The sequence below is a fragment of the Anabaena sp. 4-3 genome (genome assembly GCF_001597745.1).
Lineage (GTDB): Bacteria > Cyanobacteriota > Cyanobacteriia > Cyanobacteriales > Nostocaceae > Trichormus.
Window position 1 is genome coordinate 100300 of sequence record NZ_LUHJ01000061.1, and the last position, 15625, is coordinate 115924.

8 protein-coding genes and 1 CRISPR repeat array are annotated in these 15625 nt (G+C 39.7%); all 8 genes read right to left on the minus strand.

Annotation, left to right across the window (positions count from 1 at the left end; genetic code table 11):
• Positions 1 to 87 precede the first annotated feature (87 nt).
• Positions 88 to 1242 (minus strand): hybrid sensor histidine kinase/response regulator, encoded by a 1155-nt coding sequence (locus A3775_RS15595; RefSeq protein ID WP_066374861.1) that lies wholly within the window; start codon positions 1240 to 1242, stop codon positions 88 to 90.
• Positions 1243 to 1343: 101 nt separating this feature from the next.
• Positions 1344 to 1790 carry a response regulator gene (locus A3775_RS15600; protein ID WP_066374862.1) on the minus strand — a complete coding sequence of 149 codons (447 nt, stop codon included), beginning with the start codon at positions 1788 to 1790 and terminating at the stop codon, positions 1344 to 1346.
• Positions 1738 to 4041 carry an ATP-binding protein gene (locus A3775_RS15605; protein WP_066425758.1) on the minus strand — a complete coding sequence of 768 codons (2304 nt, stop codon included), beginning with the start codon at positions 4039 to 4041 and terminating at the stop codon, positions 1738 to 1740. Before A3775_RS15605 ends, A3775_RS15600 begins: the two co-directional genes overlap by 53 nt.
• A 420-nt stretch (positions 4042 to 4461) precedes the next feature.
• Positions 4462 to 5946: a dolichyl-phosphate-mannose--protein mannosyltransferase gene (locus A3775_RS15610; protein WP_066425759.1), complete on the minus strand. Its 1485-nt coding sequence runs from the start codon at positions 5944 to 5946 to the stop codon at positions 4462 to 4464.
• Positions 5947 to 6351: 405 nt separating this feature from the next.
• Positions 6352 to 7629: a CRISPR direct-repeat array (repeat unit 37 nt; unit sequence GTTTCAATCCCTAATAGGGATTAGATGAAATTTCAAC).
• A 366-nt stretch (positions 7630 to 7995) separates the two neighbouring features.
• Positions 7996 to 10455, minus strand: a complete 2460-nt coding sequence (gene ppsA, locus A3775_RS15615) for a phosphoenolpyruvate synthase (protein WP_066425763.1) — start codon at positions 10453 to 10455, stop codon at positions 7996 to 7998.
• A 404-nt stretch (positions 10456 to 10859) separates the two neighbouring features.
• Positions 10860 to 12263: a WD40 repeat domain-containing protein gene (locus tag A3775_RS15620; RefSeq protein WP_066425765.1), complete on the minus strand. Its 1404-nt coding sequence runs from the start codon at positions 12261 to 12263 to the stop codon at positions 10860 to 10862.
• Between the two features lie 218 nt (positions 12264 to 12481).
• Positions 12482 to 13387 carry a DUF1338 domain-containing protein gene (locus tag A3775_RS15625; protein WP_066425921.1) on the minus strand — a complete coding sequence of 302 codons (906 nt, stop codon included), beginning with the start codon at positions 13385 to 13387 and terminating at the stop codon, positions 12482 to 12484.
• A 79-nt stretch (positions 13388 to 13466) separates the two neighbouring features.
• A complete protein-coding gene (locus A3775_RS15630) occupies positions 13467 to 15359 on the minus strand; it encodes a response regulator (protein ID WP_066375443.1) in 1893 nt (630 codons plus the stop codon).
• Positions 15360 to 15625: the final 266 nt, after the last annotated feature.

Sequence of the window (15625 nt, forward strand, 5' to 3'; positions counted from 1 at the left end):
AATTACTCATACAAATTTATCCCCACTCTCACCTTGCTCAAGTCAGCTTACAACTAAAATTTAGCTGAGTCAACCACCAGATGATGTTCACGCCAATGGTAGTATAACAGTAAAGGTTGTGCCTACGCCTAACTCACTATTAACCCAAATATCACCACCGTGAGCATCAACACACCTTTTCACAATTGCTAATCCTAAGCCAGTACCAGAAATTCCCGCAACGTTTTCACCTCGATGGAAGGGTTGAAACAGTTGTTTCTGATCCTCTGGGGAAATACCAATTCCCCAATCTTGAATCTTAAAAATTACGCCGTTTTGTTGACCAATAACATCAAAATGAATTTTACCACCGGGTAAGGAATACTTAATAGCATTGCCGAGTAAATTGCCCAAAATGTGATACAGTAGAGTTTCATCTAGTAACGCGTCATGCAATCTTCCCGCACGGGTGAATTCTACTGTCAGTTGCTTTTCTCCGATGCTTAATTGGGCTTCTTGGACTAATTGGCTACAGAATAATTCTAAATCGATGGCGATGCGATCGCACTTCAGTTTACCAGATTCAGCTTTACCGATTAAGGAAACTTCATCTAATAGCTGTGCCATATTTTTCACGGCGGAACGAATCATTTCAAAATGATAGCGTTTTCTTTCCTGACTTAATTTTTCGCCACTATCTTGCAGTAACCCAGCAACTAACATGATAGTATTTAAAGGATTGCGAATATCATGGGAAAGCATAGAAACAAACTCAGATTTAAACTGATTAATTTCTTGAGCTTTTACCAGTTCCGCCGTACTTTCTTCGACGCGATTTTCTAGAGATTTATTCAGTGTACGTAATGTTTCTAAAGCTTGTTTGCGCTCAATCGCGTAAAATAGAGCGCGAACCAATACCTGAACATTTACCTGTCGTTTAACTAGATAATCTTGCGCCCCCTGACGCACTGCTTCAATAGCTAAATCTTCGTCATTAGTATTAGTAAGGACAACAATGGGTATACTAGGGTCTTGCGCGATTAATAAAGACAGAGAAGACAATCCCTGACTGTCAGGTAAAGTCAAGTCTAACAAAATCACATCATATCTGGCATGACTGAGTTCCTGAAGTGCTTCCCCTAATCGCTTTACATGAACTAGACTAAATTGTTTGGACTCAGCTTGGTGCAAATACTCTTGTAACAACCTAGCTTCTGCTAAGTTGTCTTCAATTAACAAAATTTTGACTGAGTGTCCAATCATGTTAGTCATTAGTTATTAGTCATTAGTCATTAGTTATTAGTTATTAGTCATTAGTCATTAGTCATTAGTTTTTCGCCGCCGCTTACCCCAATCCCCAGTCCCTACTCTGGTGGTAAAGTAACGGTAGATAGCCAAAACTCTTCTATTCCTTTGACGATGTGGAATAGTTGGCTGAGGTTGCGAGATTTGGTGATGTAGCAATTAACGTGTAATTCGTAGCTGTGAAAAATGTCATCCTCATTTCTAGAGGTTGTCAGCACGACTACGGGAATGCGTTTGAGTGCGGGATCGGTTTTGATTTCCGCTAAGACTTCTCTGCCATCTTTCCTAGGCAAATTCAAGTCTAACAGAATCAGGTCTGGTCGTGGCGCATCGGTATATTCGCCTTCTTGGCGCAGATAAGCCATTGCATCCATACCATCCCTGACTGAGACTACTTGGTGTGGTATTGAGCTATTTTTAAAAGCTTCTTGAATCAGGCGGATATCAGCTTTGTTATCCTCTACCAAAAAGATGATTTTGTGTTTTTCTTCCGTTTCTACGCTCACGCTCTCGACCTCCGACGGGAATGGTAAAATAGAAGGTTGCGCCCTCACCAAGTTGTGATTCTACCCAAATCCTCCCCCGATGACATTCGATAATTTTCTTACAGATGGCTAAACCCATACCCGTACCTTGATATTCGTCGCGTGTATGTAGGCGTTGGAAAATTACAAAAATGCGATCGCTAAATCTGGGATCAATGCCGATACCATTATCTTTAACTGAGAATAACCACTCGTCTTCTAACCTTTCTGCACCAACATGAATGCGTGGTGGTTCTTCGCTACGGAACTTAATCGCGTTAGCTATCAAATTCTGGAATAGCTGCATGAGTTGGGTACTACCAGCCATGACGCTTGGTAAAGGATCATGGGTAATTGTTGCCCCTGTTTCTATGATACGCTGTCTTAAATTACTCAGCGCACGTTCTAAAGCTTTCTCAACATCGGTAAGTTGAAAGGCGATCGCTTGCGTATCGACTTTGGAGTATGCTAATACATCATCGATCAAAGTCTGCATTAAGCTGACTCCTTCCACGGCAAAGTTAATAAATTCTTTCGCGTCTTCGTCTAACTCATCTTCATAGCGCATTTCCAACAACTGCACATAATTAGCCACTTGGTTAAGTGGTTCTTGCAAGTCATGGGAAGCGACATAAGCAAACTTTTTCAGTTCGGCGTTAGAACGTTCTAAATCTTGAGCAAGTTGAGCCAATTCATCAGCTTGACGCAGAACAATATTCACAATCGCCTTTCTTAATTCTAACGCCGCTTTGACTTCCACGGCTCGCCAAGGTAAGGAAGTCAGGCGTACTGTTTCTTTCCACAATTCAAAGGATTTTCTCGGACATAGGCGCACATTCCCCTCTGACTGACTAACTTCAAAAGCTTTATGTGGATCACCACCCCAATTTACAGTTTGAATTACTTCTGGTCTAAACCACAATACATAATTGCGGTGAGAAATGGGAATTGCTAACAACCCACTGGCGACATTTTTAAATCTCTCTCCATCGGGATAAACTTGTGCTAAAGAATCAGTGTAAAATACTTCTTCCTCAACATTATTTTTTAACCACTGCACCAAATAAACTAAATCTTCTTCTTTGGGAGTTTCGCCAATTAAAGTAAAATTGTCGCCAATACATACAGCCGCACCCTGCGCGCTGGTTAAATCTAAAAGATTTGGCTGATGTTTGATTAAACCATCTACAAAGTTGTCCTCTTGAGACATATATTCAACCAAAAGTGATTGAATATGAGTTAAATTGATGCGATAATCGTAATCTTCTGTTTCTTCTCTGGCGGAAATCTCCCCGAAGATAACTCTGCCTAAAAATTCGCAAGCTTTACGTAATTCGTAAGAAACATATTTTGGGGTTTGATGGTGACAAGCAATTAATCCCCAGAGTTTTTGGTCTTTAATTAAGGATATAGTTAAGGAAGCACCTACACCCATATTGTGCAAATATTCTAAATGGCAAGATGCCGGACTTCTGAGGATAGAGTTAGTTAAATCTATCGGGCGATCGCTCACCGGATTATTATCTGGTACAATCTGCACAGGTTCAGCATGAGCATCTGGAATTACCCGAATCGAATTAGAAATAAATAATTTTCTGGCTGGGGTGGGAATATCCGACTCTGGGTAATGTAAACCTAAATATGATTCCAGACTATCAATTTTTTCTTCCGCCACAACTGAACCATGTCCATCATCATCAAATTTATATAACATCACTCGGTCAAAACCAGTGACTTTTCGGACTTCTTGGACGATAATCTGACAAAAGTCCCGCAGATTTGCTGTTTTCTCTAACTCATTAATCGAAGCTTTCGCTAGATGATAAAAGCTTAAAAAAGGAATATTTTCTTGAGTAATTGCAGGTTCTAATTCTAAAACCAGAAATCCCTCAGAATTGCGATGAAACACCGCATCAAACACAATGTAATCATCGCCTTTCTTCCGTACCCACAGTTTAGTAGGATTGATAAATTCGATATTACCTGCTAGTAAACCTGTTTTAATTCTTTCCATTTGAAAAGAATCGAGTAAATCATCTAGCGTCTTCTGTAAAATATCTTCAGCCTTAATGCCAAAAATAGACCAAGTATTGTTACTAACTTGTAAGATTTTTAAGTCAGGCTCTTCTAAAACTAAAAGTACCCCATGCGGTTGAATTTCACTATAAAGATGGATGGGAGCTTCTTTTAAGCTAGTAACATTAATTGTGGGTAAATCTATACTTATAGTCATAAAAATATCCTTTATCGTCTGGTAACAGCCAAATTACAGCAAAATTAAAGTTTTTAGCGGTCTGTTTGGGTTTACAATACTTAAAATTATGGTTTATAGTCAAACAATCAACAAACTCAGATTGAGCAGCCCTGAAAACATTTCCAGATAAAATTGTGTCTTACTTTCAGAGATGCTACTGAATTTAGCAGCCTGATATATATGCCCTCATCAACTTGTTCAGACTGCTTAACTTATGACTCCTCAGTAGTTGAATGCAGCTTTCTCTACACCTGCTTGCGTTACCAGTCTAACAACAAGTAACCATACATACAGATAAGAAATGTAAAATGTAGCTGATTAACCAAGCAGTTTATATGTAGCTATGTAAAGACTGTTGATTCTTGATGGTTGACTAATGACTAATGACTAATGACTAACTCAAACCCAAGAGTTAAACCACATCCGTAGTCTATAATCTTCAGGAGACAGAGGTAAACCTAAATAAAGCGGTAGCCAAAAGATAAAGGCAGCGATAATCATAAATGAAATTGTCATACCAACAGCGCGGAGTGGTAGATAATAACTGCGTAGACATTGATCTATGAACCAGGCGATCGCTAAAAATGCAAATACAACCGCCGTCATATAATGATAGATAAACGCGCACCTTGTCACCCTCACCCAAGGTAGTAAGTTGATGGCGTAATTCAAGACTATATATAAACCTATCCAAGTATCAACAGACAGTTGTGCAGGTAAAGATAACCGCTTGCGTTTAACTACAGCAACTACTACTGGTAATAACAACATTCCTAATAAAAATAATAAGGCAGCAAAACCAAACCACCATAAAAAAGGATTACCCATTGCATGAACATCATAATACACCTTTGCCGCACCACTAGGTAAAGGCGGCCCCAACACAGGTAGAGGTTCATTGATATTTTGTGCTGTTTGATAATAATAAGCCATTGGTCGAGTCATTAACGGCCATTTGTACCAAGCAGCACAGTAAGGGTGAACAGAAGGACTATTTCCGCCCAGGCGTTCATGAAATGCTAAAATTTCTTGATGTACTCTAATAAATCCATATTTAGGATTGATTTGTAAATGGGGAATCCAAATCAAACTATAAACACTGACGGGAATGATGCCTAAAAATAAGATAAATTGCCAAAAGTTAATTTGGGTGAGCTTTTGTAATGATAGAATATTAGCAGCAGGAATAGACGGCTGAAGCGTCCACTGAAATAGTCGTTTAAGCAAATTTTTGGCTTGATTTCCGGCTATGAGTAACTGGTGTATCCAACCCAAACCCCATATTAGATACATACCAGCCAGGAAAAATAAACCATTCCATTTTGTTCCACAGGCAGCACCAAAAGCAACACCTGATAGTGTGAGGTAAAAATTACGTTTTTTTGACTGTGTGGATAATGCTAATAAAAATAGCCACTGTCCTAATAAACCAAATAATACAATATAAATATTGATTAAGGCATAGCGAGACTCAACAATAAATATGCCATCTAAAGCGGTGAAAAAACCTGCAAGTAAAGCAAAACCCCGTCGATAACTGATTTGATAGGCGATATTAGCAATAATTAGCGGGATAAATGCACCTGATAAGGCATTCATCCATCGATAACTTTCAGGCGATCGCAGTGAACCAGTGAGTCCATTTATCGGTTCTTGCCAAAAAGGAACATGACTACCAAGCCACATTCCTAAAGCTATCATATATTTACCTAAAGGTGGATGTCCATCAAAAAATTGTGTCTGGGTAAGATAGTTATTCGCAAACTTAGCATAATAGATTTCATCAAATACCAAAGTATTAAATCTATCGAGTCCCCAAAACCGGAAAGCGAGTGATATCAAAAATATCCCCAGCAAGCCAATGCGATACAGATTTTTAGTCATTAGTCAAGAGTCATTAAAGGTTTGTAGTGAGGACTTTAGTCCTCATCATCCTTGTCATCAGCAATCAGCCACTCACTACGAACTATATATTATCGAATAGGACGGCGACTAGCACCCATCTCTAACCCTGGGGTTGTGTTTTTCTGACTCGTTTCTGGGGTATGGGGTTGATTTATCTCACGCAGAGGCGCAGAGGCGCAGAGAGAGTCAGGAGTTATGATTTCAAGACTTTACTCCTTTTAGCAATGTCTGTTTTTCTTTAGATTTGTTGTATGTGTCTTTTGGTGTTGCTGAGAAGGTTATTTTATGTTTCGCGCATACCGCTAAAGCGGAACCCGCAGGGTAGGCGCATTCGCCGCAAGGCGTTCTCGCAGAGTAGGCGCAAAGAAATTGCTTCAGTTTATTGTTTCAATCCCTAATAGGGATTAGATGAAATTTCAACGGCTGAGTTGAACGCACGCAACAAAAAACGTGCATTTTTGTTTCAATCCCTAATAGGGATTAGATGAAATTTCAACATTATTCTCAGTTCTAAATCTAAAAATTAACCCCGTTTCAATCCCTAATAGGGATTAGATGAAATTTCAACACTGAATAGCATCAAAATCAACAATCATATCGCAGATGTTTCAATCCCTAATAGGGATTAGATGAAATTTCAACCTCCCGAACACACTCAATGGGTTGAAGAATATTGGGTAAGTTGTTTCAATCCCTAATAGGGATTAGATGAAATTTCAACAAAATCCCCCAGCTTTCGCCCAATTTCATTTTTTGGTTTCAATCCCTAATAGGGATTAGATGAAATTTCAACTGTGGTAGTACAAAATTCTTCCATGAAGCCTTAGAAGCGAATAGTTTCAATCCCTAATAGGGATTAGATGAAATTTCAACTCAAGGCTAATCCTATAAAAAGCCTCTGGTTTGTTGTTTCAATCCCTAATAGGGATTAGATGAAATTTCAACGTTAGATTTGCGTCTATCAGTCTCCTTTGCTAGTTTCAATCCCTAATAGGGATTAGATGAAATTTCAACTTGGGCGATCGCAGTTCTTAAAAAGTGATCCTAAAAGTTTCAATCCCTAATAGGGATTAGATGAAATTTCAACATGTCTAGTCTTTTTGTCTTTGTCAATAAGTCTAGTTTCAATCCCTAATAGGGATTAGATGAAATTTCAACAGTTTTTAAAAATGCAGTTGTAATTAATGTGTGGTTTCAATCCCTAATAGGGATTAGATGAAATTTCAACTGCCAGAGTTGCTAAGAGGTCGTTTCACGTATATCAGTTTCAATCCCTAATAGGGATTAGATGAAATTTCAACTGAAGATTTACCTTATGTTTATTCTGATAATACTTTGTTTCAATCCCTAATAGGGATTAGATGAAATTTCAACGACCCCCTGGTCGTCCTCCAAAAAATACTACTGAAGGTTTCAATCCCTAATAGGGATTAGATGAAATTTCAACGTCAATATGGCAAGGGAGAAGGCGGATAAAATTGGTTTCAATCCCTAATAGGGATTAGATGAAATTTCAACCTCATTAAGTTGTTGTGAGGCATCGATAGTATTATCGTTTCAATCCCTAATAGGGATTAGATGAAATTTCAACTCGACCAGTACCATCGACTGTGTTAACCATGTCTGTTTCAATCCCTAATAGGGATTAGATGAAATTTCAACTGCGGAAGCCGGAAAGCTAATAAATATAAGGTTTTCAAGGTTCAGATTCGCGGATGGGTCTATTATAACACGAGAAAATGTCAGTTGATTTAAGCAAAATCGCTGAAACCCTTGCTGTGTAAGGTGCGCGGATGGTTTTAAATTAATTTTTCTGCAAAAGCCCGCCCCATAAGGAATACAGCCATTATTGCCAAACCCCAATTTTGTACACCTACCCATCCGCGCATTCAACACAATTTTTACCCAATTCCCAGTCCCCAAGAGAATGTTTAGACAGCCTCAAATTCTACCATAGTCCCACTCCCCTAAATTGTAGAGACGTTTCATGAAACGTCTCTACATATTCCAGGGGGTTAGGTCGAAAATTCAAACATCCTTAATCGACTCCTCCACCTTCGCCACCTGCAACATAGTCTTTAACACAGAATCAGGATTCAAACTCATCGAATCAATCCCCTGTTCCACCAAAAACTCAGCAAATTCCGGGTAATCACTGGGTGCTTGTCCACAAATCCCGATTTTGCGGTGATGCTTTTTCGCTGCATCTATGGCCATTTTTACCATCTGCTTCACCGCCGGACTGCGTTCATCAAACAGTCGCGCCACTAAAGCCGAATCTCTATCTAACCCCAATGTTAACTGAGTTAAATCATTAGAACCTATGGAAAACCCGTCAAATATCTCTGCAAACTGTGCCGCCATAATCACATTACTCGGCAACTCGCACATCACATACACCTGCAAGTTGTTCACACCTTGTTGTAAACCATTTTTTGCCATCTCTGCTAAAACTAACTGTCCTTCTTCGGGTGTGCGACAAAAAGGAATCATCGGGATAACGTTAGTTAAACCCATCTCGTCCCGCACTCGCTTAATGGCTTGACACTCTAAAGCAAAACCTTCTTTGTAACCTGGATCATAATATCTTGCCGCACCCCGCCAGCCTAACATCGGGTTTTCTTCCTTGGGTTCAAATTCTCTCCCACCTTCTAAGTTGGCGTATTCATTACTTTTAAAATCAGACATCCGCACTATCACAGGTTTGGGATAAAAGGCTGCGGCAATTCTAGCAATCCCTTGGGCTAATTTATCAACAAAATACTGGGGTTTATCGGCATACATCGCCGTAATCACAGCAATTTTAGCTTTTGCCTCGGCATCTGCTAATTTATCGTAATGAATCAACGCTAAAGGATGTATTTTGATTTGGTTAGCAATAATAAATTCAGTCCGCGCCAAACCTACGCCATCATTAGGTATAGCTGATAAACTTAAGGCTTCTTGAGGATTACCCACATTCATTAAAATTTGGGTACGAGTCCGGGGTAAGTTTTCTAAAGTCACTTCTTGGACTTCAAAAGGTAATATACCTTGATAAACTTTGCCTTCTTCCCCTTCTGCACAAGATACGGTAACTTCTTGTCCTGTAGTTAAAACTTCCGTGGCGTTTCCACAACCAACAATAGCCGGTACTCCTAATTCTCTGGCGATAATTGCTGCATGACAGGTACGCCCGCCAGAATTAGTAATAATTGCACTGGCGCGTTTCATAATTGGTTCCCAGTCGGGGTCTGTGCGCTGGGTGACTAACACTTCTCCCGCTTGGAAACTATGAATTTGTTTCACATCGTCAATTACTCGGACTTTCCCCTGACTAATAGCTTCACCTATCGCCCTACCTGTGACTAGGGGGTGTGGGGTGGATTTTTCTTGATTCCCTAAAACTAACCGATAATTCCGCAAGACGTTACTCTGCTTCTGCGACTGGACTGTTTCAGGACGGGCTTGCACTATAAATAATTGTTGAGTAATTCCATCTTTCGCCCATTCAATATCCATCGGTGTATAATTTCCGTGGACTTGAGAATAATGTTCTTCAATTACACTAGCCCACTTTCCTAGTTGTAAGATTTCCTCATCACTCAAGGCAAATTGATTTTGTTCTGCTTTTGGTACTGGAATATTTTTAGTAAATTCTGAACCTTGGTCATAGACCATTTTTAATTCTTTGCTGCCCAATCTTTTATCGATAATGGGACGAAAGCCTGTTTTTAAAGTCGGTTTAAATACATAATATTCATCGGGGTTAACTGTTCCTTGTACGACGTTTTCCCCTAAGCCATAAGCGGCGGTAATTAAAGCCGCATCTTTAAAGCCTGTTTCGGTGTCAATGGAAAACATTACCCCAGAGGTGGCTAAGTCAGAGCGTACCATTTTCTGCACACCCACGGCTAAGGCGACACTAAAATGATCAAAGCCTTTGGTGTGACGGTAGGAAATAGCCCTGTCGGTAAATAGGGAAGCGAAACAACGATGACAAGCTGCTAATACTGCTTCTACACCTACTACATTTAAATATGTTTCTTGCTGTCCGGCAAAACTTGCGTCGGGGAGGTCTTCGGCGGTTGCACTGGAACGCACTGCGACATCTGTGTTAGGGTTGTAGAGTTGACACAAGCTGTCATAAGCATTTGCGATCGCCTGTCGTAATTCTAACGGAAATGGTGTATTCATTAAGAGCGATCGCGCCTGTTTTCCTACCGCTTGTAAATTGTGGACATCCTCAACATCTAAATCAGCAAATAATTCTCTTAACTTCGCTTCTAAACCCGCACCTTGAATAAAATAATGATAAGCATAAGCCGTAGTTGCAAACCCCATTGGTACATTCACACCTTGGGGTGTTAACTGTTGAATCATTTCCCCCAAAGACGCATTTTTACCACCCACCAAACCAATATCCGCAATGCCAACTTCATCAAACCAGAGAACCAGTGATTTATCTTTAGAGTATTGAGCTACCTTTTGATGAGATACTGTCACCATAGATATTACCTCCCCAGTTGATGCTCTGGTTGTTATAGTGAGTTTTTGTCTGTTTTTCTTATTTTGCAATCCCAGCCCAATAGACACCAAATATTGTGTTTTTTATCTTGGTCGATTGCTTAATATTTCCTTTGGGATCACCATAACAAAAAAAATTCGCTTTTGGTTTAACAAGCAACATAAGTATTGTTTTTCGGTAATTTATTCCCAAAGATAGATGTATAAATTCATAATTTGTTACAAATTCAACAGTCCTAAAACATTGGAGACTGGTGAGCCAGCGCGGTCTTGGGGGTCTCCCCCAGGAGCGACTGGCGAACCCCGAAGGGGGGACTGGGGAAGCAGGGGAGAAAAACTAATGACCAATGACTAATAACTAATGACTAATAACTAATGACTAATAACTAATGACTAACATTCAACCGCCACACCCTCACCCCTCTGTCATCGGTAGCAGCGAGGGTTTTACCATCAGGACTGAGTGCTACGTGAGTTGTAACAATTCCCTTTGGTTTTTGCCACGTTAACAATTTTTTACCTGTGCTGATTTGCCAAATTTGCAGAGCATCACCATTACTAATTAGGGTTTGACTATCGGGAGTAATTAGCAAAGTGTTGACTGTTCCTACGTTGGGAATAGTTTTCACGACTTTTTTTGTGTTGATGTCCCAAATTTGCAAATTGTTTTGTTGAGCAGTAATCAGGATTTTACCGTCTGGTGTAACTGCTAGTGTAGTGATGCGTTTGCCCTGGTTATCACCAAAAGATTGCAGACGCTCACCTGTATTAATATCCCTGATTTCTATCTGATTGCTGTAATATCTATTTGCCACAACTAAAGTTTTACTATCGCCAGTAATATCCACAGGATAACCAGGGTCTAAAGTTTCTAATTTAGCAGGAATAGTACGCAATAATTTTCCAGTGCTGACTTGCCAAACTCCCAAATCCCTGATAGGTTTATCCGTCATTTTTAAGCCGATAAGGGTTTGACCATCAGGAGTCAGCTTGATAAAATTAGAACCTGCCAACCTATGGATAATTTTACCTGTTTCTAGTTCCCGGATTTGTATTTGTGCTGGTGCGGCTGTGACTATAGTTTGATTATCAGGAGTAATAGCGATCGCATCAATCAAATCATTCAGCGTTGTACTACCCTCTGACGGGCCGGGGAAGGTGTGGAGTAATTTACCTGTATCTATTTGCCAAACCCTGAGATCACCAACATTGGCAACTATTAATTTTTGTCCATCATGAGTAAATGCTAAACTCCGAATTCCCTGATAATAAGAGGAAAATTTCTGTTCATAACCAATAATCTTACCTACAACTGGCAGAAAGTTTTCCTCCTGTCCAGCAGCTTTAACCAACTGCAACGGGGCAGGTGCTAAGTTAAAATAGAGTAAAATCATCATCAGAGAATAGGTGAAAAGTAACCCCATCCAAGTTATGCGGCGTTTGACCGATGAGGATAGTTTTTGTTCATAAGCAGCAGCAACTACACCACCAATCAGAGAACCTGCTGGTACAAGAAAAATCATTTTCAATAATATCGCTAGTCCGCCATAGGGGCCACCTATATAAGTATCTGGACTAGCAAAAATGGGAGTCATGGCCACCAACATCGTCCCCAAGAAAGCACCCACCATTGCCGGGATAATGGTATGTTTAATACGACGAGCGATCGCACCAGTAATCAGTCCCACAATACCACCAACTATAGCCGCAATCACAGCACTCAAGAAAGTTGCATATATCAGTTGTGGCAGAATGAAAGTGAATATAAATTCAAAGTTAATAATATTCATACAGCAATTGTTTGATTTGAAAATCCCCAAGTTGAGTAGGTGTTTGTCAGCATAACCACAACTTGGACACAAACATTGCTGTTGTTAGTATTAATTTAAACTTTCAATTGACTCCAAGTTTCTAAAACTCGTCAGAAACATAAGGAGCAGGGGAGCAGGGGAACAGGGGAGGAAAACTAATGACTAATGACTAATGACTAATAACTAATAACTAATGACTAAAATCGAGTCATTTCAAACAATTGCTGGGCATTTTTCCCTAAAAAAGCCGAAAAAAGTTCTGATTTTCCAGGTGCTACTTCCACCAAATAACGCTGGGCAATTTCATAATAAGCATAAGTCCAAGGAATTTGAATTTCCTCACCACTTACATCATCAATAACTGTCACCATTTCCTTAACTGCTTGCGTCGCTGTTTGACGTAAACCACAGCTAACATCCCCTTCTATTTCCGCTTTCATCGGTACACCCAACTTAGCCAAACCCAGCACCGTAGTATCTATATCTGGGTATACTGGAGTATTCTGACGATTAACGTAACCCGTGAAATGATTCACAGCATAACCGTGTAACAGCACCCAAGCACCATATTGTGTCACTTGATTAACTGCTTCCACCACAGAGTGCCGGGGAGTTTCCCAAGGGCGAGTAAAGACTTTTTGTAGTTTTTGGGTAATATCTTCACAGTTGCCCTCTGCTTGTGGAATAACAAAAGAGCTAATTTCTTCAGAAATTGTAGAGACTGTTGAGTAAATTAATTGAGCAATATCATCTGGTAATTCATCTACAATTAACTCACTAATAAACAGCTTAGGTAAGTCAAATTCTGCCGCTTGTGGATGAGAATAGTGACAAGCATAAAGATGAGTTTCAGGAAAAATATATTCCCCAGCAGGGACATAACCCAATGCTTCAGCTATTTGTCCTAAATAATTAATCCCTAAATTAACTTGACCTTGGTTGCTATCAACTACCAAACGCAAAGACCGAAAAGCAATATGGTCATTAGCGACAGTTCCACCCGCCGCCGTAATCATTTGTTCATAAATTTGAGCATAACTAACTCTAGCTTTATATTCTTGCCAAAGTGATTCCCAAAGATGACAGGCTATTTCAGGTTTCAGCATAATTTTAGTTATTAGTTATTAGTTATTAGTTATTAGTTATTAGTTATTAGTTATTAGTTAACTGTCAACAGTTGCCCTAACTTTGACGTTTAACTGTACTAATAGTTTCTAATAATTGACTAGCTGTATAAGGTTTGGGTAAAAAAGCTTGAATACCCATTTTATACGCTGCATTAACTTTATCACTGGCAGCCAGTCCACTGACAGCAATAATTTTCACACGGGGATTAATTTTTTGTAAAGTGCGGATGGTGGTTAGCCCATCCATTGATGGCATCAGCATATCTGTCAAAACCAGAGATATTTCTTGTTGATATTCTGCATACAAAGCTATAGCTTCAATTCCATCACTAGCGGTCATTGCTTTGTAGTTATGGCTTTCTAAAGAGGTTTTCGTAATATCTCTAATTGCTGCTTCGTCATCGACAATTAAAATTAATTCGCCGTTACCAGCAGGTATTGTATTTTCTGCTTCTTCTAAGGTTTCCCTAGTTTCTTGTGCAGGTATATATACTTTAAATTGACTGCCTTTGCCTTCCTCGGTTGAGACGTTAATAAACCCACCATGACTTTTAATAATGCCTAGCACAGTTGAAAGTCCCAACCCTGTACCTTTACCTAGTTCTTTGGTAGTAAAAAATGGCTCAAATATCCGATCTAAAATCTCAGGTTTAATACCTGTTCCCGTATCACTAACTGTCACTACAACATAGGGGCCTACTTGGGCATCTAGATTCATCTTGGCGTAGTGTTCATCAAGTAAGAGATTTTCGGCAGAAATTTTTAAAGTGCCGCCGTTAGGCATAGCGTCACGGGCATTGACGCACAAATTCATTATGACTTGATGCAGTTGGGTAGCATCACCAGATACAGTCCAAAGTTGAGGCGGGATTTGGGTAATAACTGTAATTGATTTGGGAAATGTTTCTTGAACAATTTGGTGAATTTCTGTAATTAAGTGCCGTAATTGTAACAGGGTACGTTCACCCTCAAGACCACGAGTGAAAGACAGCACTTGTTTGACTAAATTTGCCCCACGTTTAGAGTTATTAATTAATATAGGCAAGAGTCGGCGCGATCGCTCTTCTTTGATTTGAGATTCTAATAATTGCGCTGTCATCAAAATCGGAGCTAAAACATTATTCAGATCATGAGCAATTCCACTGGCTAGTGTACCAATACTTTCCAAACGTTGAGCGCGGAGAAATTGCGCTTCTAGTTGCTTTTTGGCAGTAATTTCTGTATTTGCCACTAGAATAGATTGGGGTTGGTTGCAAAAGTCATGTATTAATGTCCAGCGACTTTCCACAATAATATCTTTGCCCGATATTGTTTTTTGATGTAATTCCCCCATCCAAGCACCATTTTGTAAAAGCTCTTGCTGTGCTTGTTGTAACAGTGTCGGTTTTTTTTCCTGCCAAAGATGGTCAGTTTGATTACCAATAGCTGCTTCTTTGCGCCAACCGTATAATAATTCTGCTGCTTTGTTCCAAAATAAAATTTCTTCGTTTAAATTCTTGACAAAAATCGCGTCGTTAGTAACATCAAGTAAAGCAGCTTGTTCACGGATTTGTTGCTCGGTGTGTTTGCGTTCGATAGCGTAACGAATAGAACGCTCTAGTAGAAGAGTATTCAATTGACTTTTTTCCAGATAATCTGCTGCACCTGCTTTCATGGCTTCTAGGTCTATTTCCCTGTCACCTTGACCTGTGAGCAAAATGATCGGAGCCTTGCAGCCATCAGCGATCGCTTCACGTAATAATTCTAGTCCACTGTCTGCCCCTAGGCGGTAGTCTATCAGATAGATATCATGTTGGTAAAGAGCGATCGCAGCTTGAGCCGCTTGATAATTATCCACCCATTCCAACTTGCAGCTAACCATCTGAAATTCATGGAACCAATCACGAGTTAATTTGTAGTCATTTTCGTCATCATCAACTAACAAAACTCTGATTGGATTGTTTGCCATTATCGCCTCCCGTTAATTCTCGTGGCAATTCCATAAATTCCAACCAGTATCTGCCGATGATGTTCATCTTCTTCACTAAAGAAGAGAAATTATCTGGCTGATCATTATGGAATTTGCACCCAAATCTTAGGTATGATATCTATCTTCCTCAACCCCTAATATTGTCAGGACAATAACGGGAATTCGCCTCAGATACGAGTCAGTTTGAATCTCTAGCAGTACCTCATCGTCATCTTTCTTGGGCATAACTCAATCTAACAAAATCA